17 protein-coding genes are annotated in these 20,664 nt (G+C 73.5%); 5 read left to right on the top strand and 12 right to left on the bottom strand.

Annotated elements, in window-relative coordinates:
- Positions 1-42: 42 nt before the first annotated feature.
- Complete coding sequence (locus tag ACF1AK_RS27660; RefSeq protein WP_391501537.1) at positions 43-486, top strand: response regulator transcription factor; 444 nt, start codon at positions 43-45, stop codon at positions 484-486.
- Between the two features lie 21 nt (positions 487-507).
- Here the strand turns inward: ACF1AK_RS27660 and ACF1AK_RS27655 are convergent, their stop codons facing one another.
- Entirely contained in the window at positions 508-777 is a 270-nt protein-coding gene (locus ACF1AK_RS27655; protein WP_391501536.1) for a hypothetical protein, read from the bottom strand.
- A gap of 292 nt (positions 778-1,069) precedes the next feature.
- Here ACF1AK_RS27655 and ACF1AK_RS27650 point away from each other — a divergent pair, with 292 nt between their 5' ends.
- A complete protein-coding gene (locus tag ACF1AK_RS27650; RefSeq protein ID WP_391501535.1) occupies positions 1,070-1,699 on the top strand; it encodes a TetR/AcrR family transcriptional regulator in 630 nt (209 codons plus the stop codon).
- Between the two features lie 76 nt (positions 1,700-1,775).
- On the opposite strand, the gene ACF1AK_RS27645 is transcribed toward ACF1AK_RS27650, so the two are convergent.
- The 3 genes from ACF1AK_RS27645 to ACF1AK_RS27635 form a co-directional block, all read right to left on the bottom strand.
- Positions 1,776-2,969 carry an RtcB family protein gene (locus ACF1AK_RS27645; protein ID WP_391501534.1) on the bottom strand — a complete coding sequence of 398 codons (1,194 nt, stop codon included), beginning with the start codon at positions 2,967-2,969 and terminating at the stop codon, positions 1,776-1,778.
- Positions 2,970-3,304: 335 nt separating this feature from the next.
- A complete protein-coding gene (locus ACF1AK_RS27640; protein ID WP_391501563.1) occupies positions 3,305-4,672 on the bottom strand; it encodes a M16 family metallopeptidase in 1,368 nt (455 codons plus the stop codon).
- Between the two features lie 20 nt (positions 4,673-4,692).
- Positions 4,693-6,048 (bottom strand): M16 family metallopeptidase, encoded by a 1,356-nt coding sequence (locus ACF1AK_RS27635; protein WP_391501533.1) that lies wholly within the window; start codon positions 6,046-6,048, stop codon positions 4,693-4,695.
- Positions 6,049-6,308: 260 nt separating this feature from the next.
- On the opposite strand from ACF1AK_RS27635, the gene ACF1AK_RS27630 reads away from it, so the two are divergent.
- Both ACF1AK_RS27630 and ACF1AK_RS27625 read left to right on the top strand, forming a co-directional pair.
- On the top strand, positions 6,309-8,759 hold the full coding sequence (locus ACF1AK_RS27630) for a DNA topoisomerase (ATP-hydrolyzing) subunit A (protein WP_391501532.1): 2,451 nt from the start codon (positions 6,309-6,311) through the stop codon (positions 8,757-8,759).
- A 174-nt stretch (positions 8,760-8,933) separates the two neighbouring features.
- Complete coding sequence (locus tag ACF1AK_RS27625; protein WP_391501531.1) at positions 8,934-9,842, top strand: sucrase ferredoxin; 909 nt, start codon at positions 8,934-8,936, stop codon at positions 9,840-9,842.
- Between the two features lie 51 nt (positions 9,843-9,893).
- Here the strand turns inward: ACF1AK_RS27625 and ACF1AK_RS27620 are convergent, their stop codons facing one another.
- From ACF1AK_RS27620 to ACF1AK_RS27595, 6 genes are all read right to left on the bottom strand, one after another.
- The gene (locus tag ACF1AK_RS27620) at positions 9,894-11,657 is read right to left on the bottom strand and encodes a cation acetate symporter (protein WP_391501530.1); all 1,764 of its coding nucleotides are present in this window, start codon (positions 11,655-11,657) and stop codon (positions 9,894-9,896) included.
- A complete protein-coding gene (locus ACF1AK_RS27615; protein WP_391501529.1) occupies positions 11,654-12,079 on the bottom strand; it encodes a DUF485 domain-containing protein in 426 nt (141 codons plus the stop codon). The genes ACF1AK_RS27620 and ACF1AK_RS27615 overlap by 4 nt, the downstream gene beginning before the upstream one ends.
- A gap of 234 nt (positions 12,080-12,313) precedes the next feature.
- Positions 12,314-12,997, bottom strand: coding sequence for a response regulator (locus tag ACF1AK_RS27610; protein ID WP_391501528.1), 684 nt, complete (start codon positions 12,995-12,997; stop codon positions 12,314-12,316).
- A complete protein-coding gene (locus tag ACF1AK_RS27605; RefSeq protein ID WP_391501527.1) occupies positions 12,994-14,154 on the bottom strand; it encodes a sensor histidine kinase in 1,161 nt (386 codons plus the stop codon). Before ACF1AK_RS27605 ends, ACF1AK_RS27610 begins: the two co-directional genes overlap by 4 nt.
- 30 nt (positions 14,155-14,184) lie before the next feature.
- A complete protein-coding gene (locus tag ACF1AK_RS27600) occupies positions 14,185-14,670 on the bottom strand; it encodes a DUF1453 domain-containing protein (RefSeq protein ID WP_391501526.1) in 486 nt (161 codons plus the stop codon).
- A gap of 154 nt (positions 14,671-14,824) precedes the next feature.
- Positions 14,825-16,936 (bottom strand): type IIA DNA topoisomerase subunit B, encoded by a 2,112-nt coding sequence (locus ACF1AK_RS27595; RefSeq protein ID WP_391501525.1) that lies wholly within the window; start codon positions 16,934-16,936, stop codon positions 14,825-14,827.
- A 539-nt stretch (positions 16,937-17,475) separates the two neighbouring features.
- On the opposite strand from ACF1AK_RS27595, the gene ACF1AK_RS27590 reads away from it, so the two are divergent.
- The gene (locus ACF1AK_RS27590) at positions 17,476-17,706 is read left to right on the top strand and encodes a hypothetical protein (protein ID WP_391501524.1); all 231 of its coding nucleotides are present in this window, start codon (positions 17,476-17,478) and stop codon (positions 17,704-17,706) included.
- Positions 17,707-17,881: 175 nt separating this feature from the next.
- On the opposite strand, the gene ACF1AK_RS27585 is transcribed toward ACF1AK_RS27590, so the two are convergent.
- Together ACF1AK_RS27585 and ACF1AK_RS27580 are read right to left on the bottom strand one after the other, a co-directional pair.
- Positions 17,882-18,688 carry a S1 family peptidase gene (locus tag ACF1AK_RS27585; RefSeq protein ID WP_391501562.1) on the bottom strand — a complete coding sequence of 269 codons (807 nt, stop codon included), beginning with the start codon at positions 18,686-18,688 and terminating at the stop codon, positions 17,882-17,884.
- Positions 18,689-19,000: 312 nt separating this feature from the next.
- Positions 19,001-20,644, bottom strand: coding sequence for an RNA polymerase sigma factor (locus ACF1AK_RS27580; RefSeq protein ID WP_391501523.1), 1,644 nt, complete (start codon positions 20,642-20,644; stop codon positions 19,001-19,003).
- Between the last annotated feature and the right edge of the window lie 20 nt (positions 20,645-20,664).

Raw genomic sequence — 20,664 nt, 5'->3', positions numbered from 1 at the left:
CCCGGCCTCCCCCGCGTTCCACGCCCTCTCCCAGGAGCCCCCATGGACCCGGTCGCGCCCCGAGCGCTCCGCATCCTGGTCGTCGACGACCACGAGCTGTTCCGGGCAGGTTTACGCCAACTCCTCGACCGGATCGACTCGCTGACGGTGGTCGGCGAGGCGGCCGACGGGGCGGGGGCGCTCCTCGCCGTCGAGCAGCTCGCTCCCGACGTCGTCCTGATGGACATCGGCATGCCCGGCACCGACGGCATCGAGGCGACCCGGATCCTGGTCGCCCGCCACCCCGGGGTCGCGGTGGTGATGCTGACCGCCGACGACAACGACGACTCCGTCGCCGCGGCGGTCCGGGCCGGCGCCCGGGGCTACCTGGTCAAGGGCGCCGGGCTGAACGACGTCCGCCGCGCCGTCACCGCGGCCGGCCGGGGCGGGACGCCGTCCGGCCCGGAGACCGGCGCCGCGGCGCGGCGCTCCGGCCCCGGCGGCTGAACCGGCGGCCCGTCCGGCCGCTCAGCGTTCCAGCAGGTGCGCCCACAGCTCCTCCTCGGACCGGGTCAACGGCGCGGCGCCCGCCCCGGACCGTTCCGGATGCCACGGCGGCACGCCGGGCGGGGGCAGCACGTCCTGCGGCTTCCGCGCTCCCGGCAGCGCGCCGGGCCAGGCCATCGCCCCCATCGCCAGCCCGAGCCAGACCAGCCCGTCCGCCAGGTGGCGGCCGGTCCGCCGCAGCCACCGGCGCAGCAGCAGACGGCGGTGGGCGCGGCGCAGGGCGGTTCGCATCGGGGCCTCCGGCGGAACGGCAGCAGGGGGGCGGTGCCACGGCGGCGCCACGGCCGTCCGTCCCACCGCGCGAGCGGCCGGGAATCCCCGGCACGCTGGAAACCCCTCCTGCCCCGCCCCCGGTCACGGCCCTTCACCCGGGCGGCCGAAGCACGGCGGGCGGCACGCGCCGCACCGTCGGTGGCGCACGCCGGGGTGGGGACCGGCCTTGGAGGGGCACCCCCGGTATTTCTATGTGGACCGAGTGCACAATGAAAGCCGGAGCACCCGCCTCAGGAGACGTCGACAGCGCATGAGCCCACGCCAGTACCGAGCCGGCCAACGCCAGGTGGCCGCCGAACAGACCCGCACCCGCATCCTGGAGGCGGCCTGCGAGCTGCTGACCGGGGAGAAGGGGCCGGCCTCGTTCAGCATGGACGCCGTCGCCAAGACCGCCGGTGTGGCGCGGATGACCGTCTACTACCAGTTCGACTCCAGGACCGGCCTGCTGGAGGCGCTCTTCGACGACCTGGCCCAGCGCGGCGGCATGGCCGGGATGCCCGCGGCGTTCACGGCGCCCAGCGGCCGGGAGGCGCTCTCCGCCGTCCTCGACGTGCTCGCCGGCTTCTACGCCTCCGGCCGGGTCGCCCTGCGACGGCTGCGCGGCCTGGCCATCCTCGACCCGGAGCTCGACACCGCGCTGCAGAACCGGGGCGAGCGGCGGCGCGGCGGCCTGCGGGTGGTGCTCGGCCGGGTGCTCGCCGACCGCGACGCGCGGCTCGGCGAGGCGGAGCTCGACGAGCTGGTGGCGGTGCTCTTCATGCTGACCAGCTTCGAGACCTTCGACCTGCTGGCCGGGCCGGACGGCGACAGCGCCGCGGTGGCCCGCCGGGTCGAGGAGCTGATTCTCGCCGTTCTCGACCGGCGGCTCGCGGCCGCCTGAACCCCGGAGCCCCCGGCCGGACGGCCGGGGGCTCCGGGGGCTCCGGGGCCGGCGCGGGGAGCCCCACGCGCCCGGCTCAGCCCTTGACGCAGACCACCTGCTTGAGGTGCGCGACGACCTCGACCAGGTCCCGCTGCTGCTCGATCACCTTCTCGATCGGCTTGTAGGCGCCGGGGATCTCGTCCACCACCCCCGCGTCCTTGCGGCACTCCACGCCCTTGGTCTGCTCGGCCAGGTCCTGCGTGGTGAACCGCTTCTTCGCGGCGTTGCGGCTCATCTTCCGGCCGGCGCCGTGCGAGGCCGAGTTGAACGACGCCTCGTTGCCCAGCCCGCGCACGATGTACGACCCGGTGCCCATCGACCCCGGGATGATCCCGTAGTCGCCCGCCCCGGCCCGGATCGCGCCCTTGCGGGTGACCAGCAGGTCGACGCCGTCGTAGCGCTCCTCCGAGACGTAGTTGTGGTGGCAGCTGATCACCTCGTCGAAGGCGACCTTCGCCCGCGGGAACTCCCGCCGGACCACGTCCTGGAACAGCGCCATCATCAGCGCCCGGTTGCGCTTGGCGTACTCCTGCGCCCAGAAGAGGTCCTGCCGGTACGCGGCCATCTGCGGGGTGTCCGCGACGAACACCGCGAGGTCGCGGTCGATCAGGCCCTGGTTGTGCGGCAGCGACTGGGCCACGCCCATGTGGTGCTCCGCCAGCTCCTTGCCGATGTTGCGCGAGCCGGAGTGCAGCATCAGCCAGACCGCGCCGGTGTCGTCCACGCACACCTCGATGAAGTGGTTGCCGCCGCCGAGGGTCGCCATCTGCTGGGCCGCCCGCTCACGGCGCCACCTCACCTCGGACGCGACCGCGTCGAAGCGCTGCCAGAAGTCGTCCCAGCCGCCGGCCGGCACACCGTGCAGCCGGCCCGGGTCGACCGGGTCGCTGTGCAGGCCGCGGCCGACCGGGATGGCCTGCTCGATCCGCGAGCGCAGCCGCGACAGGTCGTCCGGGAGGTCCTTCGCGGTGAGCGAGGTCTTCACCGCGCTCATCCCGCAGCCGATGTCCACGCCGACCGCCGCCGGGCAGACGGCGCCGCGCATGGCGATCACCGAGCCCACCGTCGCGCCCTTGCCCAGGTGGACGTCGGGCATCACGGCGAGCCCGTGCAGCCAGGGCAGCGAGCTGATGTTGCGCAGCTGCTGCATCGCCTGGCCCTCGACGGTGGCCGGGTCGGTCCACATCCGGATCGGAACCCGGACGCCGGGTACCTCGGTGTACGACATGGTTCAACGACCTCCAAGGTCGGATGGTTCAAGCCTAGGCGGGGTGTCCGCCCCGGGGGATGCCGCGCGAAGGGACCCGGCGCGACGCGGGGATGTCAGAGGTCGGCGGCGCTCAGGCGGCCGAGGGGCATCGGGAGGACAGTCCCGGGGAGCGCCGCTGGGATGGCTCGACCCGCATGGTGACCGCCTCCTCTCCGTGTGTGTGACCGGTGCCGGGGGCTATCTACCCACGCACGGCGCCGCCGTCGCAAGGGAATTAACGCCGCGACGCCGAGGGCCCGGCGGAGCGTCGGAACGCTCCGCCGGGCCCTCGGCGTCTCGGTGCCCCGGGTCGGTCAGGCGCTGATCACGGTGACCTCGCCGATGCCCAGCTCCCGCACCGCGTCCGCGAACGCCGCGGCGTCGCCGACCAGGACGGTGACCAGCCGGTCCGGCGGGAACGCCTTGACCACGGCCTCGGTGGCGGCGGCGGTCGGCAGCTCGGCCAGCTGCCGGTAGACCTCGGCCTGGAAGTCGTCGGCCAGGTGCTGCTCGACCTGGTCGGCCAGGGTGCCGGCCACCGAGCCCGCCGTCTCGTACTTCAGCGGCGCCACGCCGACCAGGAACTGCACGGCCTCGGCGCGCTCCGCGTCGGTGAGCCCCTCGGCGGCCAGCGTGCGCAGGATCGTCCAGGTGTCGGCCAGCGCCGGGGCGGTGGAGGCGGTGTCCACCGAGCCGCTGATCGCCAGCAGGGAGCGCCCGCTGCCGTCGGCGGCCGAGCGCAGCGGCTGGGCGAAGGCCCGCACGCCGTAGGTGTAGCCCTTCTCCTCGCGCAGCACCCGGTCCAGCCGGGAGGTGAGGGTGCCGCCCAGGCAGTAGGTGCCCAGGATCTGCGCGGCCCAGCTCGGGTCGTGCCGGTCCGGGCCGATCCGGCCGATCAGCAGCTGGGTCTGCACCGAGCCCGGACGGTCCACGATGATCACCCGGCCGGTGTCGTCGGCGGTCACCGGCGCGTGCACGCTCGGCTCGGCCGCGGAGCCCTTCCAGGCGCCCAGGGTGGACTCCAGCAGGGCCGGCAGGTCGATGCCGGTGAGGTCGCCGACCACGACCACGGTGGTGGTGGCGGGCCGCACGTGCGCCTCGTAGAACGCCCGGACGGCGGCCCGGTCGATCGTCTTGACCGTCTCGGCGGTGCCGGCGCGCGGGCGCGACAGCCGGTCGGCGCCGTCGAACAGCTCGGCGTACAGCGCCTTGGCGGCCCGCCGGGCCGGGTTGGCCTGCTCGTGCACGATCTCGTCCAGCCGGTTGGCGACCAGCCGCTCGATCTCGTTCTCCGGCAGCGCCGGGCTGCCCAGCGCGGCGGCCAGCAGGTCCAGGCCGCGGGCCAGCCGGGAGGCCGGGACCTCCAGCGAGACCCGGATGCACGGGTGGTCGGCGTGCGCGTCCAGGGTCGCGCCGGCCCGCTCCAGCTCCGCCGCGAACTCCTCGGCCGTCAGCGTGTCGGTGCCCTCGCTGAACGCCCGGGCCAGGATCGAGGCGACGCCGTCCACGCCCTCCGGCTCGGCCGCGAGCGGCGCGTCGAGCAGCACGTCGACGGCCACCAGCTGCTGCCCGGGGCGGTGGCAGTGCAGCACCGTGATGCCGTTGCCGAGCGCGGCGCGCTCCGGCGCCGGGAACGCCCACGGGCTGGGGGTGCCGGGCTGGGGCTGGGGGTGGAAGGTCATGGCGGGGACGTACTCGGTGCTCATACGGCGGCGCCCTCCTCGTCGGTCTCGGCGGTGGCAGCGGTGTCGTCGGCGGTGTCCTCGGCCGGGGTCGGCTCGTACACCAGCACCGCCCGGTTCTGCGGGTGCAGCCGGGCGGCGGCGATCTCCCGCACCTCCTCGGCGGTGACGTCGAGGACCTTGGGCAGGGCGTCGTTCAGCAGCTTCGGGTCGCCGAACAGCACGGCGTAGCGGCAGAGTTCGTCGGCACGGCCGGCCACCGTGGTGAGCCGGTCCAGCCACTCGCGCTCGATCTGCGCCTGGGCGCGCTCCAGCTCGGCCGGGGTCGGCCCCTCGGCGGCGAACCGGGCCAGCTCCTCGTCGACGGCCGCGTCGATCTGCTCGATGGTGGCGTCGCCCGAGGTCTTGACGTCCAGCCAGCCCAGGCTCGGCGCGCCGGACAGCCGCAGCAGGCCGAAGCCGGCCGCGACGGCGGTGCGGTCCCGGCGGACCAGCCGGTTGTACAGCCGGCTCGACTCACCGCTGCCGAGGATGGTCAGCGCCAGGTCGGCGGCGTCCGCCTCGCGGGTGCCGTCGTGCGGCAGCCGGTAGGCGGCCATCAGCGCGCGGGACGGCACGTCCTCGCGGATCAGCTCGCGCAGCTCCCGGCCGATCGTCTCCGGCAGGCTGCCGTCGCGCGGCGGCTGCTTGCCGTCGTGCGCGGGGATGCTGCCGAAGTACTTCTCCACCCAGGCGACGGTCTGCTCGGGGTCGATGTCGCCGACCACCGACAGCACCGCGTTGTTGGGCGCGTAGTAGGTGCGGAAGAACGCCCGGGCGTCCTCCAGGGTGGCCGCGTCGAGGTCGGCCATCGAGCCGATCGGGGTGTGGTGGTAGGGGTGGCCGTCCGGGAAGGACAGCGCGGCGAGCTTCTCGAACGCGGTGCCGTAGGGCACGTTGTCGTACCGCTGGCGGCGCTCGTTCTTCACCACGTCGCGCTGGTTCTCCATCGACGTCTCGTCGAGGGCCGCCAGCAGCGAGCCCATCCGGTCCGCCTCCAGCCAGAGCGCCAGCTCCAACTGGTGGGCCGGCATGGTCTCGAAGTAGTTGGTGCGCTCGAAGCTGGTGGTGCCGTTGAGCGAGCCGCCGGCGCCCTGGACCAGCTCGAAGTGCCCGTTGTTGGACACGTTGGCGGACCCCTGGAACATCAGGTGCTCGAACAGGTGGGCCAGCCCGGTGCGGCCCTTCACCTCGTGCCGGGAGCCCACGTCGTACCAGAGGCAGACCGCTGCCACCGGGGTCAGGTGGTCCTCGGAGAGGACGACGCGCAGGCCGTTGGCCAGGCGGTGCTCGGTGATGGCGATGCCTCGCTGGGAGGCGGGGGCCGGGTTGGCCATGCGCTCGGGTCCTTCCCGTCGTCGAAGTCGGGGTTCGTGTGGCGTCCCCCATTGTGGTGCAACGCGCGAACGGCGTGGATGTGTCCGCGCGGACGGGGCGTTCGCCAGGGGCGGAAGAGGGGCGCTGGCCGGGACTGTCGGCGGGAGGGTCCACAATGGGGGCGCCGAGCCCTGTTGACAGATCCGCCGACAGCCCCGGCGAAACCGCGCCGACGAGACGTGGACGAGACGCAAGCGAGACGTAAGGGAGCCCCGCCGCGATGGCCCGCCGCAGTTCGCAGACCCCGCCCCCCGGAGACTTCGAGGAGCGCATCCTCGACGTCGACGTCGTGGACGAGATGCAGGGCTCGTTCCTCGAGTACGCCTACTCGGTCATCTACTCCCGGGCCCTCCCGGACGCCCGGGACGGCCTCAAGCCGGTGCATCGCCGCATCCTCTACCAGGCCAACGAGATGGGCCTGCGCCCGGAGCGCGGCCACGTCAAGTGCGCCCGCCTGGTCGGCGAGGTGATGGGCCGGCTGCACCCGCACGGCGACGCCTCCATCTACGACTCGGTCGTCCGGATGGCCCAGCCGTTCTCGATGCGGCTGCCGCTGATCGACGGCCACGGCAACTTCGGCTCGCTCGGCAACGACGACCCGCCGGCGGCGATGCGCTACACCGAGTCCCGGCTCACCGCCGCCTCGATGGCCATGGTCGAGTCGATCCACGAGGAGACCGTCGACTTCGGGCCCAACTACGACGGCAGCGAGCAGGAGCCGCTGGCGCTCCCGGCCGCCTTCCCCAACCTGCTGGTCAACGGCGCCACCGGCATCGCCGTCGGCATGGCCACCAACATGCCGCCGCACAACCTCTCCGAGGTCGTCGCCGCTGCCCGCCACCTGATCAAGCACCCGAACGCCGACCTCGACACCCTCATGCGGTTCGTCCCCGGCCCCGACCTGCCCACCGGCGGACGGATCGTCGGCCTCTCCGGCATCCGGGACGCCTACGAGTCCGGCCGCGGCACCTTCAAGATCCGCGCCACCACGAGCATCGAGGCGGTCACCGCCCGCCGCAAGGGCATCGTGGTCACCGAGCTGCCGTACAACGTCGGCCCGGAGAAGGTCATCTCCAAGATCAAGGACCTGGTCAACGCCAAGAAGCTCCAGGGCATCGCGGACGTCAAGGACCTCACCGACCGCGAGCACGGGCTGCGCCTGGTCATCGAGGTCAAGAACGGCTTCGTGCCCGAGGCCCTGCTGGAGCAGCTCTACAAGCTGACGCCGATGGAGGAGACCTTCGGCATCAACAACGTGGCGCTGGTCGACGGCCAGCCGCTCACCCTCGGCCTCAAGGAACTGCTGGAGGTCTACGTCGACCACCGCTTCGAGGTGGTCCGCCGGCGCAGCGACTTCCGCCGCCGCAAGCGCCAGGAGCGGCTGCACCTGGTCGAGGGCCTGCTGGTCGCGCTGGTCGACATCGACGAGGTCATCGCGATCATCCGGTCGAGCGACAACGCCGCCCAGGCCAAGGAGCGCCTGATGGAGCGCTTCTCGCTGTCCGAGACGCAGACCGCGTACATCCTCGACACCCCGCTGCGCCGGCTCACCCGCTTCGACCGGGTCGAGCTGGAGCAGGAGCAGGCCAAGCTGACCTCCGAGATCGCCGACCTGACCGAGATCCTGGAGTCGGACAGCAAGCTGCGCAGCGTGGTGTCCGGCGAACTCGGCGCCGTCGCCAAGCAGTTCGGCACCGAGCGGCGCACCGTCCTGCTGGAGGCCGGCGCCGCCCCGGCCGCCTCGCTGACCGTTCCGCTGGAGGTCGCCGACGACCCGTGCCGGGTGCTGCTCTCCTCCACCGGCCTGCTCGCCCGCACCGCCGACGGCGAGCCGTTCGAGCTCTCCGAGAAGCGCGCCAAGCATGACGTGATCGTCTCCGCGGTGCCCACCACCGCCCGCGCCGACGTCGGTGTGGTCACCTCGGCCGGCCGGGTCCTGCGGCTGCCGGTCATCGACCTGCCGGCGCTGCCGCCCACTCCCTCGCCCACGCTGGCCGGCGGCGCCGCCGTCACCGAGTTCCTCCGGCTGGAGGCCGACGAGCGGGTGCTCGCGCTGACCACCCTGGACGAGTCCTCCCCCGGCCTGGCCCTGGGCACGGCGCAGGGCGTGGTCAAGCGGGTGGTCCCCGAATGGCCCGCCAACAAGGACGAGTTCGAGGTGATCGCGCTCAAGGACGGCGACGAGGTGATCGGCGCGGTCGAGCTGCGCACCGGCGAGGAGGACCTCGTCTTCATCACCTCCGACGCCCAACTGCTGCGCTACCCCGCCGGACAGGTCCGCCCGCAGGGCCGCCCGGCCGGCGGCATGGCCGGCATCAAGCTCGCGGACGGCGCCCGGGTGCTCTCCTTCACCGCCGTCGACCCGGCCGCCGACGCGGTGGTCGTCTCGGTGGCCGGCACCTCCGGCACGCTGGCCGGCGAGGCCCAGTCCTCCTGGAAGGTCACCCCCTTCGAGCAGTACCCGCGCAAGGGCCGTGCCACCGGCGGCGTGCGCTGCCAGCGCTTCCTGCGCGGCGAGGACGCCCTCGCGTTCGCCTGGGCCGGACCGGCGCCCGCCCGCGCCGCCACGGCCAAGGGCGCCCCGGTCGACCTGCCGGAGCGCGACCCGCGCCGCGACGGTTCCGGCACCCCCGTGACCACGCCCATCAGCACCGTCGCCGGTCCCGCCTGATCGCCGTCCCCCCGCAGGGCGCCGGACCACGTCCGGCGCCCTGCGGCGTTCTCGCCGGCCGGCGCCCGGCGGGCCCGCCCGCGACCCCACCCGTGCGATTCCGCCCCACCCGCACGCGTCCGTCCCGCCCCGGCGGCCGCGCCCCGGCGGACGGGCAAGGGTAGCCTTACCGGGGTGAGCACCTGTGCGACCCTGTCGCGTGAACTGTCGGAACCCCTGGCCGCCACCGCCGCGACCGCGACCACCTGGCTGCTGGTCGAACAGAACGGTCCGTGGGGGGCGAAGGCGCTCGCCGAGAGCCACCTGGACCCGGCGGTCGGGCGGGCCCTGGACGCGGCGGCGGCCGGCACCGGGGTGCGGGTGGCGCTGATCCGGCGGCCCGGGCGGCACGCGGACTGCCTGCCGACGGCCCGCCACGAGGTGATCGTGGCGCACACCGTCCCGGCCCCCGGCCGCAGCTGGGTGCGCCGCCACGAGGTGGCCGACCCGGCGGAGCTCCTCGCGCTCGACTTCGCGGCCCTGGGCGCCGGCGACCACGGCGGCCTCGGGGTGCCGCACGTCGGCGGCCCGGTCGCCCTGGTGTGCACCAACGGCCGCCGGGACCGCTGCTGCGCGCTGCTGGGCCGCCCGCTCGCGGCCGACCTGGCGGCCGCCGGGCACAGCGAGGTCTGGGAGGTGACCCACCTGGGCGGGCACCGCTTCTCCCCCACCGTGCTGGTGCTGCCGTACGGCTACGCGTACGGCCGGCTGACCGCCGAGTCCGCCAAGGAAGTGCTGGCGGCGACGGCCTCCGGCCACATGGTGCCGGAGTGGTCGCGCGGCTGCTCCGGCTGGGAGCGTCCGGGCCAGGCGGCCGACCACGCCGTGCGGCTGACCACCGGGGAGACCAGGGCCGACGCGCTCACCGTGGCCCAGCACGAGGACGGCGCGGGCCGCTGGCGGGTCGAGGTCCGGCACGAGGACGGCCGGGCCTGGGAGGTCCGGGTGGTCGAGGGCGTCAGCGAACCGGCCCGGCCCGAGAGTTGCGGCAAGGCGGCGGCCACGCCGTCCCGGATGGAGGCCGTCTCGCTCCGGGAGCTGTGACGTGCGACGACCCCCGGCGGATGCCCGCCGGGGGTCGTTCGTGCGGGGTGCTCAGACCGCACCGGCTCCGGTCAGCGAGCGGACCTCCAGCTCGGCGTACCGGTCCGGATCGGCCGTCTCGGGCGAGAGCAGGGTGCCGATCCAGCCGGCCAGGAAGCCGAGCGGGATGGAGACGATGCCCGGGTTCTCCAGCGGGAACCAGTGGAAGTCCATGCCCGGGAACAAGGCGACCTTGGTACCGGAGACCACCGGTGAGAAGGCCACCAGCACCACCGCGGGAACCAGCCCGCCGTACACCGACCAGACCGCGCCGCGGGCGGTGAACCGCCGCCAGAACAGGCTGTAGAGCAGGACCGGCAGATTGGCGGAGGCGGCGACGGCGAAGGCCAGGCCGACCAGGAAGGCGACGTTCAGCTGCTGGGCGAAGAGGCTCAGCACGATCGCCACCGCGCCGATCCCGACCGCCGCGATCCGCGCGACCAGGACCTCGTCCTGTTCGGCGACCGCGGGCGCGCCGTCCGCCTCCGCCCCGGTCCCGCTCCCGGCCCGGGTGTCCGCCTCGCCGCGGGCCCGCCGGGAGGCCGGCACCACGGCGCCCCCGCCGCGGGCACCCCGGCCGCCGCGCTGCGCGCGCGCACCGCGGGGCCGTCCGCGCCAGGCACCCGCCCAGATGTCGTGGGCGAACGCCGCCGAGGAGGCCAGGGTGAGCCCGGCGACCACGGCGAGGATGGTGGCGAAGGCGATCGCCGAGATCAGCGCGAACAGCACCACCCCGCCGGTGGAGCCGTTGCCGCCGCCGAGCACCAGGGCGAGCAGCGGGACGGCGGTGTTGCCCGCCGAGTTGGCCTGCCGGACCTCGGCCGAGCCGATCAGCGCGGTGGCCCCGAGGCCCAGCGCGATGGCCATCAGGTAGAAGCCGCCGACCAGGCCGATCGCCCACATCGTCGAACGCCGGGCGGCCCGCGCGGTGGGCACGGTGTAGAAGCGGGACAGGATGTGCGGCAGACCGGCGGTGCCCAGCACCAGGGCCAGGCCCAGGCTGAAGAAGTCCAGCCGGCTGGTGAAGCTCTTGCCGTACTTCAGCCCGGGTTCCAGGTAGCGCTGCCCGGCGCCGCTGTGCTGGGCCGCCTGCCGCATCAGCTCGGCGACGTCCCCGTGGAAGCGGACCACCAGCAGCACGGTCAGCACCACCGAGCCGGCGACCAGCAGGAACGCCTTGACGATCTGGATCCAGGTGGTGGCGCGCATGCCGCCGATCGTGACGTAGACGATCATCAGACCGCCCACCGCCACGATGGTCCAGGTCCGGGCCTGGGCGCTGTTGGTGCCGAGCAGCAGGGCGACCAGACTGCCCGCGCCGACCATCTGGGCGACCAGGTAGAACAGCGTGACGACGACACTGGCACCGCCGGCCGCCGCCCGGACCTTGCGCCGGCGCAGGCGCAGCGCCAGCACGTCGGCCAGGGTGTACCGGCCGGCGTTGCGGACCAGTTCGGCGACCAGCATCAGCACCACCAGCCAGGCGACCAGGAAGCCGATGCTGTAGAGCACGCCGTCGTACCCGTACAGCGCGATCAGCCCGGCGACGCCGAGGAAGGAGGCGGCGGAGAGGTAGTCGCCGGAGAGTGCGAAGCCGTTCTGCAGCGGCGTGAAGTCGCGGCCTCCGGCGTAGAAGTCCTCGGCGGCGTTGCCGCCGCGGCGGCCGGCCCAGAAGGTGATCGCCAGGGTGACCAGGACGACGACGGCGAAGAGCACCACGGCCAGTCCGTGGTGGTCCCCGGTGGGGGCGACGGGGGGCGGGGTGGCGGCCCTCATCGCAGCTGGTCCTGGGTGTCCCAGCGCAGCGACAGGGCGGCCCGGTCGCGCTTGGTGCGGGCGTTGCGGGCGTAGAGCCAGGCCAGCAGGAAGGTGGTGGCGAACTGCAGCAGGCCGAGCAGCCAGGCCACGTTGACCGGGCCGGCGACCGGGCGGCGCATCATCCCGGGGGCCGCGGTCTGGGCGGCCACGTAGAGCAGGTACCAGCCGAGGAAGACGCCGGTGACCGGGAAGACGAACGTCCGGTAGCTGTGGCGGATCCGCTGGAAGGCCGCGCTGCGCTGGACGGCCCGGTACACCTCGGTGCTGCTGTCGGGCCCGGGTGCCTCGTCTGCCTCGTCGGGCCCGGGCACCGGCGCGGGGCCCGGGACGGCGGTCCCCGGGACGACGGTTCCCGGCGCGGGGGCTCCCGGCGCGGTCACCGGGACGGCGGTTCCCGGCGCGGGTCCGGACACCGGTGCGGGCGCCGGTTCCGGTGCCCACCAGTCCAGTTGCCCTCCCGGCTCGGGGTTTCTCGTCTGCTGTTGTGGCACGGCTGCTCCTGGGCCGGGGGGTTGTGACCCGACCCATCATGGGGTCGCCCGAACTCCCCAAACTCCCAACGCAGATACGTTCACTCGATGAGGTGATCGATGATCCGACAGACACTCATCCGACTACTGCGGCGACCCGGTGATTCCGTTTCGGAAGGCGTACGCGACCGCTTGCGCACGGTCGCGCACGCCGGTCTTGGCGAAGAGGTTGTTGATGTGGGTCTTCACGGTGGCCGGGCTGACGTACAGCCGGCGGGCGATCTCGGTGTTGGAGAGCCCCTGCGCGATCAGCCCCAGCACCTGCGCCTCCCGCGCGGTCAGCCCGTCCGGCAGCTCCGCCTGCGCCGCCGGTCCGCCCGCCGGGGCCGGGGCGTCCCCCGACAGCCGCTCCAGCAGCCTCAACTGCACCTGCGGCGCCAGCCCGGCCGCCCCCGACCGGACGTCCGCGATCGCCCGGGCGATCTCCTCGGCGCCCGCGTCCTTGGTGAGGTAGCCGCGCGCCCCGGCCCGCAGCGCCGGGAACAGCGAGTCGTCGTCGGCGTAGGTGGTGAGCACCACGACCTCGGTGCCCGGGTGTCCGGCGCGGATCCGCCGGGTCGCCTCGACCCCGTCGCAGCGCGGCATCCGCAGGTCCATCAGCACCACGTCCGGCCGGTGCCGGGCGACCAGCGCGACGGCCTCCTCGCCGTCCGCCGCCGAGCCGACCACCTCGATCCCGGGCAGCAGCCCGAGCAGCATCACGATGCCCTCGCGGACCACCGTCTGGTCGTCCGCCACCAGCACCCTGGTGACCACCGGCTCCGTCATGCCGGCACCCGCAGCAGCACGCGCCATCCTCCCTCGTGGGGGCCCGCCAGCAGGGTGCCGCCGAGCAGTTCCGCGCGTTCGCGCATCCCCAGCAGACCGTACCCGCCGCCGCTGGCCGCCAGGTCACCGGACGCTTCGGACCGTCCCGCACGCCGGTCCCGCACCTCCAGCTCCACCTCGTCCGCCAGGTAGCGCAGTTCGACCGTGCAGCGCGCACCGGGGGCGTGCTTGCGCACATTGGTCAGCGCCTCCTGCGCCGTGCGCCGGACGGCGAGCCCCGCCTCGGCGGCCAGCGGACGCGGCGTGCCGACCACCCCGAACCCCGCGCGCTCCACCCCGGTCAGCTCCACCAGGTACTCGCCGACCGGGGTGAACTCGCCGCGCAGCGCGGACAGCGCCTGCCGGGTCTCGGCCAGTCCGTCCTGCGCCATCCGCCGGGCGGCCACCACCCGTTCGCGGACCTGCTCGCGGTCGGTGCCGGAGTCCAGCATCAGCCGGGCCGCTTCCAGGTGGACCAGCTGGGCGGAGAGGCTGTGCGCCAGCACGTCGTGGATCTCCCGGGCGATCCTGGCCCGTTCGGCGAGCGCGGCGCTCTCCGCCTCGGCGGCCCGGGCGGCCCGTTCCTGGTCGAGCAGCCGGCGGGCGGTGCCGCGCGCCTCGATGTCCAGCCGCAGCAGGTAGCCGAGCAGCAGCAGACCGCCGACGGTCGCCGTGATGCTCAGCCAGCTCGCCCAGCTCACCGAGGCGTACGAGCCGAGCGCGGCGCCGGCCGTGAGCAGCGCGGGCCAGGGCGGCAGCCGGACCACCGCGGTCACCGCCAGCCCGTACCAGAGCACGTCGGAGAGCAGGTAGGCCTGCCCCCGGTCGGCCAGCCAGGCGGCCGTGAAGACCCCGGCGGCCAGCAGGTAGGAGCGCGTCGCCCGCTGCTCCCAGCTGGCGTGCAGGTAGCCGGCGGCGAGGACGACCGCCGCGCCCAGCCCCGCCACCGCGACCACCAGCGCCCAGCCCGCGTACCTGCCGCCGGAGAGCGTCCCCCAGCAGACGCTGACCAGGACGACGAGCCTGCCGAGCACGGTGAGCAGCCGCCGCGGCCGGCTCCCGGCGTCGTCCCGCAGCCCCTCGCGGGACGGCCAGCGGGTCCAGTACCCCTCGGCCACGTGTTTCCTCCAGGTGACTCGCGACGGCGGTCAGCGCGACACGGCGGCCGGACCCGGGGGCTCCAGCGCCCGCGCCCTCCAGTTCACCACGAGCGTGCGGACCAGCAGCAGGAGCGCCAGCCCGAGCAGCAGCGCACTGCTCGACTGGTGCAGGTGCAGGACCTCGCCGATCCCGAAGAGGCCGAACCTGATCGCGAGCAGCCCGCCCCAGGCGGCCAGCGTCGCCGTGGTGCCCCGGACCCAGAGCGCCCCGTCCGGCCCCCGCCAGATCCGGACGGTCCACCCCCAGACCGAGCCCGCCGCGAGCACCGCGAGCAGCCCGCAGCCGACCAGGACGGCGGACCGGGCGGTGTCCCGGTGGTCGAGCAGCTGCGGGTCGCGCAGCGCGACCGCGGCGAGGACCACCGGCAGCACCCGGAAGCGGCGTTCGGTGTCCAGCCGCCGGGCGCGCATCTGGCGCTGGAGCACCAGCACCGACACCGCGACCACCAGGGCGGCGTTGACCTCGGCAGACATGGGCTTCTCCGTCCGGGAAGGGGCTCGCTCCGACCCCTTCGACGCTACGGATCCGGCCCTCCGGGCTGATCGGCGCCGGGGTGGACGGCGGGTGGAACCGGCAGCACGAGGGCCCTCCACCCGCGGGTGGAGGGCCCTCGTGACGGCGGGGTGCTCAGGCGTCGATGCGCGAGCGGTCCAGGGTGGCCGCCGAGTCCACGATGAACTCCTTGCGCGGCGCCACGTCGTTGCCCATCAGCAGGTCGAAGACCTTCTCGGCCTGCTCCAGGTCGCCCAGGTTGATCCGGCGCAGCGTGCGGTGGCGCGGGTCCATGGTGGTCTCGGCCAGCTGGTCGGCGTCCATCTCGCCCAGGCCCTTGTACCGCTGGACCGGGTCCTTCCAGCGCAGGCCCTTGCGCTGGAACTCCAGCAGGGTGGAGCGCAGCTCGGCGTCCGAGTAGGTGTAGTGGTACTTCTCCTGCCCGCGCTTGGGGTTGGTGAGCTCGATCCGGTGCAGCGGCGGCACGGCCGCGAAGACCCGGCCCTGCTCGACCATCGGCCGCATGTAGCGCTGAAACAGCGTCAGCAGCAGGCAGCGGATGTGCGAGCCGTCGACGTCGGCGTCGGCCATGAAGATGACCCGGCCGTAGCGGGCCTGGTCGATGTCGAAGGTGCGGCCCGAGCCGGCCCCTATCACCTGGATGATCGCCGCGCACTCGGCGTTCTTGAGCATGTCGCTCACGGACGCCTTCTGCACGTTGAGGATCTTGCCGCGGATCGGGAGCAGGGCCTGGAACTCGGAGTTGCGGGCCAGTTTGGCGGTGCCGAGCGCGGAGTCGCCCTCGACGATGAACAGTTCGCTGCGGTCGACGTCGTCGCTGCGGCAGTCGGCCAGCTTGGCCGGCAGGGAGCTGGTCTCCAGCGCGGTCTTCCGGCGCTGGGCCTCCTTGTGCTGGCGGGCGGCGACCCGGGTGCGGGCGGCGGCCACGACCTTCTCCAGCACCGCCCGGGCCTGGACCTTCTCGTCCTTCTTGGCGGAGGTGAGGAAGGCCTTGAGCTCCTTGGCGACGACCGCCGCGACGATCCGGTTGGCCGCCGAGGTGCCGAGCACCTCCTTGGTCTGGCCCTCGAACTGCGGCTCGGCGAGCCGGACGGTGACCACGGCGGTGAGGCCCTCGGTGGCGTCGTCCTTGGTGATGTCGTCCTCGGCGACGCGCAGCAGCTTGCTCGCCCGCAGCGCCTCGTTGACGGTCTTGGCCAGCGAGCGTTCGAAGCCGGTGACGTGGGTGCCGCCCTTGGGGGTGGCGATGATGTTGACGAAGGAGCGCAGCGTGGTGTCGTAGCCGGCGCCCCAGCGCAGCGCGATGTCCACCCCGAGGTGCCGGGTGACCTCGGTCGGCGTCATGTGCCCGAGGTCGTCCAGGACCGGCACGGTCTCCTTGAAGGTGCCCTCGCCGTGCAGCCGCAGCACGTCGCAGATCGGCTTGTCCGGCGCCAGGAACTCGCAGAACTCGGCGATGCCGCCGTCGTAGCGGAAGGTGCTCTCCTCGACCCGCTCGCTCTCGGTGAGCCGCTCGTCACGCACCACGATGGTCAGGCCGGGCACCAGGAAGGCGGTCTGCCGGGCCCGGGCGTGCAGGTTCTCCAGGGAGAGCTTGGCGTCCTTGAGGAAGATCTGCCGGTCGGCCCAGTAGCGGATCCGGGTGCCGGTGCGGGTCTTGGGCACCTTGCGGACCTTGGTCAGGCCGTTGGCCGGCTCGAACGGGGCGTCCGGGCTGGTCTCGGTGAAGATGCCCGGGGTGCCGCGGCGGAAGCTGATCGCATGGGTGTGGCCGCCGCGGTCGACCTCGACGTCCAGACGGGCGGAGAGCGCGTTGACGACGGAGGCGCCGACGCCGTGCAGGCCGCCGGAGGCCGCGTACGAGCCGCCGCCGAACTTGCCTCCGGCGTGCAGCTTGGTCATCACGACCTCGACGCCGGACAGTCCGGTCTTCGGCTCGACGTCCACCGGGATGCCGCGCCCGTTGTCGCGGACCTCGACCGAGGCGTCGTCGTGCAGCACGACCTCGATCCGGTCGCAGTAGCCGCCCAGCGCCTCGTCGACGGAGTTGTCGATGATCTCCCAGAGGCAGTGCATCAGGCCGCGGCTGTCGGTCGAGCCGATGTACATGCCGGGGCGCTTGCGGACCGCCTCCAGACCCTCCAGGACGAGCAGGTGCCGAGCGGTGTAGTTGGAACCGTCGTCGCCGGCCAGCAGAGCGGACGGCACGGTCGTTTCGGCACTCACGCGGCACTCTCCTCGGTCAAGTTCTGTCTCATCGGTCACATCCGGACGCGTCCGGACCGTCCGCCAGTGCAGCACACCGCACCGACAGCCGTTTCCCCTGCGTGTGCGCACCCCTCCGCTGGGTGCACAGCACGGCGGGCCGGTCCCGCGCAGCTTGTACGCGCTGCGCGAACAAGGGCCGTGCCGGATTCGGGTCGCCGGGGCTCCATCTCCTCCCGGTACCACCGCTCCTGGCGGACCGTGGGACCGGGTGCAGGCTCCGGAACTGCCGTTATGCAGGCTACCGGGGCCCGGGACGGGGCTTATGCTCCAACCCAGCAGAGGATTATGCTACGCGGACTCTCACATCCGGTTCCGATCGGGCGTTCGAGCGACGGGCGGATCCTGGGATCCGGTACGCATGAACCACCGGCCCCCGGGGCACGTCCTCATCAACACAGCAGAATCCTCAGAGAAGAAAAGCCACGAGCGGGAACGTTTTCGGCCTGGTTGGATGTTGACCCTGGTACGACAGCTCGTCGAGCTAGAGAAGAGGCGACGTGACTACTGTTCTGACCCCTGCGAGCCCGCTCACCGCGGCTGACCGCTGCGACCGCTGCGGCGCCCAGGCCTACCTGCGCGTCGTACTCGCCAGCGGCGGAGAGCTGCTCTTCTGCGCCCACCACGGCAGGAAGTTCGAGCCCGAGCTCAAGAAGATCGCCGTGGAGATACAGGACGAGAGCGGCCGCCTGGGCAGCACGTCCGCCACGGCCACCGACGACGAGCGCTGATCCGCGCCACCAGGAACCAGTGTCGAGCTGTGTGTCCGGTCACGCACGGCGCGTGACCGGGTGAGCCGGGCGACCACCCCCTCGGGGGCCGGTCGCCCGGCTTCGTCGTTCCCGGACCGGTTCCACCCGCCGCCCCGGGCGCTGCCCGCACGGCCGGCCCCGGGTGCCCGCCCGGCTACAGCACGGCGCGCACCGCGTCGGTGACCGAGGCGATCCGGGTGTAGACGCCGGGGTGGCCCGCCTCGGCGCAGCCCGTCCCCCAGGAGACCAGCCCGGCGAGCCGGCCGGCAACCACCAGCGGGCCGCCGCTGTCCCCCTGGCAGGCGTCCCGGCCGCCCTGCTGCTCGCCGGCGCAGACCATGCCCCGCGCGTCGAAGCGACCGTCCGGGCCGCCCGGGTAGGCCTGGGCGCAGGTCTGGTCGGGGATGACCGGCACCTCCACGCTGCGCAGCGCGGGCGAGTAGTCGCCGCGGCCGGTGGTGTCCCCCCAGCCGTACACCTGCGCCCTGGTCCCCGGCCGGTACGGCTCCGTCTCGCCCTGGCCGACCAGGTCGATCACCGGCCGGGCGCCCTGCGACTCGGCCAGGGTGACCACCGCCACGTCGTTCATGTTGGCGGTGAAGGAGTAGCCGGGGTGGACCCAGACGCCGCGGACCGCGACCTCGCGGCCGGCCGAACCGCGCAGGTCGTCCCGGCCGACCACCACCCGCAGGCCCGGCCGGTCCACCTGGCGCCCGGTGGACTCGTCGTAGAAGCAGTGCGCCGCGGTGACCACCTTGGTCGGGGTGACCAGCGCTCCCCCGCAGAACTGTCCCGAGCGGCCGGAGCCGAACTGCTGGCGGCTGGCCAGCGCGACCATCCACGGGTGGTCGTCCGTGCTCACCGTCCCGCCGCCGACGATCCGGCCCTGCGGCCGGGCCTGGGCGGCCGGGACCGCCGGGCCGAGGGCGAGCAGCGGCGCGGGCAGCGCGGCGAGCAGCATCAGGACGGCGGCCCGGCGCCGCCGGGAGACCGGGCCGGCGGCCTCGGATGCGACGGCGGGCGCGGGGATCGGCAGGTCGGCGCGGGAGGGCGGCACCGTGTCTCCAGGTGGCTCGGCAGCAGGCAACCGGCACAGCGTAGGGGAACCGCTACAGTCCGCGACCACTCACCGCCGCGGCACCACCCGGACGAGCGACAACGGCCACCCGGACGCTGACGCGACCGGGCCCGAACGGCCGGAAGGCCCGGAGCACGGGGGCTCCGGGCCTTCCGGCAGTACCGGACGACCGGTACCGGGGATCGTTCGCGGCGATCAGTCCAGGTAGTCGCGCAGCACCTGGGACCGCGACGGGTGGCGCAGCTTGGACATGGTCTTGGACTCGATCTGGCGGATGCGCTCACGGGTGACCCCGTACACCTTGCCGATCTCGTCCAGCGTCTTCGGCTGACCGTCCGTCAGGCCGAAGCGCATCGAGACCACGCCCGCCTCGCGCTCGGACAGGGTGTCCAGCACCGAGTGCAGCTGCTCCTGGAGCAGGGTGAAGGAGACCGCGTCGGCCGGGACGACCGCCTCGGAGTCCTCGATGAGGTCACCGAACTCGCTGTCGCCGTCCTCGCCCAGCGGGGTGTGCAGCGAAATGGGCTCGCGACCGTACTTCTGGACCTCGATGACCTTCTCCGGGGTCATGTCGAGTTCCTTGGCCAGCTCCTCCGGGGTGGGCTCGCGGCCCAGGTCCTGGAGCATCTGGCGCTGGACGCGGGCCAGCTTGTTGATGACCTCGACCATGTGCACCGGGATGCGGATGGTGCGGGCCTGGTCGGCCATCGCGCGGGTGATCGCCTGGCGGATCCACCAGGTCGCGTAGGTGGAGAACTTGTAGCCCTTGGTGTAGTCGAACTTCTCGACCGCACGGATCAGACCGAGGTTGCCCTCCTGGATGAGGTCCAGGAAGAGCATGCCGCGGCCGGTGTAGCGCTTGGCCAGCGAGACGACCAGGCGGAGGTTGGCCTCCAGCAGGTGGTTCTTGGCGCGGCGGCCGTCCTCGGCGATGATCTCCAGCTCGCGCTTGAGCTTGGGGGCGAGCTTGTCGGCGGCCGAGAGCTTGTCCTCGGCGAACAGGCCGGCCTCGATCCGCTTGGCGAGCTCGACCTCCTGCTCGGCGTTGAGCAGCGGGACCTTGCCGATCTGCTTCAGGTAGTCCTTGACCGGGTCGGCCGTGGCACCGGCGACGGCGACCTGCTGGGCCGGCGCGTCGTCCTCGTCGTCGTCGGAGAGGACGAAGCCCTCCGACTCCTCCTCGGGGGCGTCGCCCTCGGCACCGGCCTTGTCGCCCGGCAGGGCCACCTCTTCGAGCAGCTCCTCCTCGCCGAGCAGCTCCTCGTCGCCCTTGCCCGTCTTGGCGGCGGTGGTCTTCTTGGCGGCGGTCTTCTTGGCCGGGGCGGCGGCCTTCTTCGCGGCGGCCTTCTTGGCCGGGGCCGCCTTCTTCGCCGGAGCCGCCTTCACCTCGGCGGCCGGGGCGGTGGCCTCGGCGGTGATCTCGGCCGACACCGTGCTGACCGGCGCGGCGGCGGCCGCGACCGCCGGGGTCGAGATGGTCGCACCGGGCGCGATGCGCACGGGCGGCTTGGTCGGGGCCGACGGGGCGGCCGGGGTCCGGGTGGTGACCGCCTTGGTCGCCGTGCGCTTGGCGGGGCTCTTGGCAGCAACGCTCTTGCGCTTGGCGCCGGCCGGTTCGGCCGCGCTGACCATGAGGTCCACCCCCTCCTCAATCAGCACCTGGTTGAGGCTGCGCATGACGTTCTTCCACTTGGTGACCGGGATCTGGTCCGCCTCGAACGCCTGGCGCACGTCGTCACCGGCGATCTGCCCCTGGGCCTTGCCCCGCTCGATGAGCGCCAGCAGAGCCGCGGACTCGGCGATCTCGGGGGGAAGCGAACGGGATGTGCTGGCCGACACGAACAACCTCTCGGACGATG

Origin of the sequence: Kitasatospora sp. NPDC015120, from assembly GCF_043080305.1 — a bacterium.
Classification (GTDB): Bacteria; Actinomycetota; Actinomycetes; order Streptomycetales; family Streptomycetaceae; genus Kitasatospora.
This window is presented reverse-complemented; position numbering and strand designations above follow the sequence as displayed.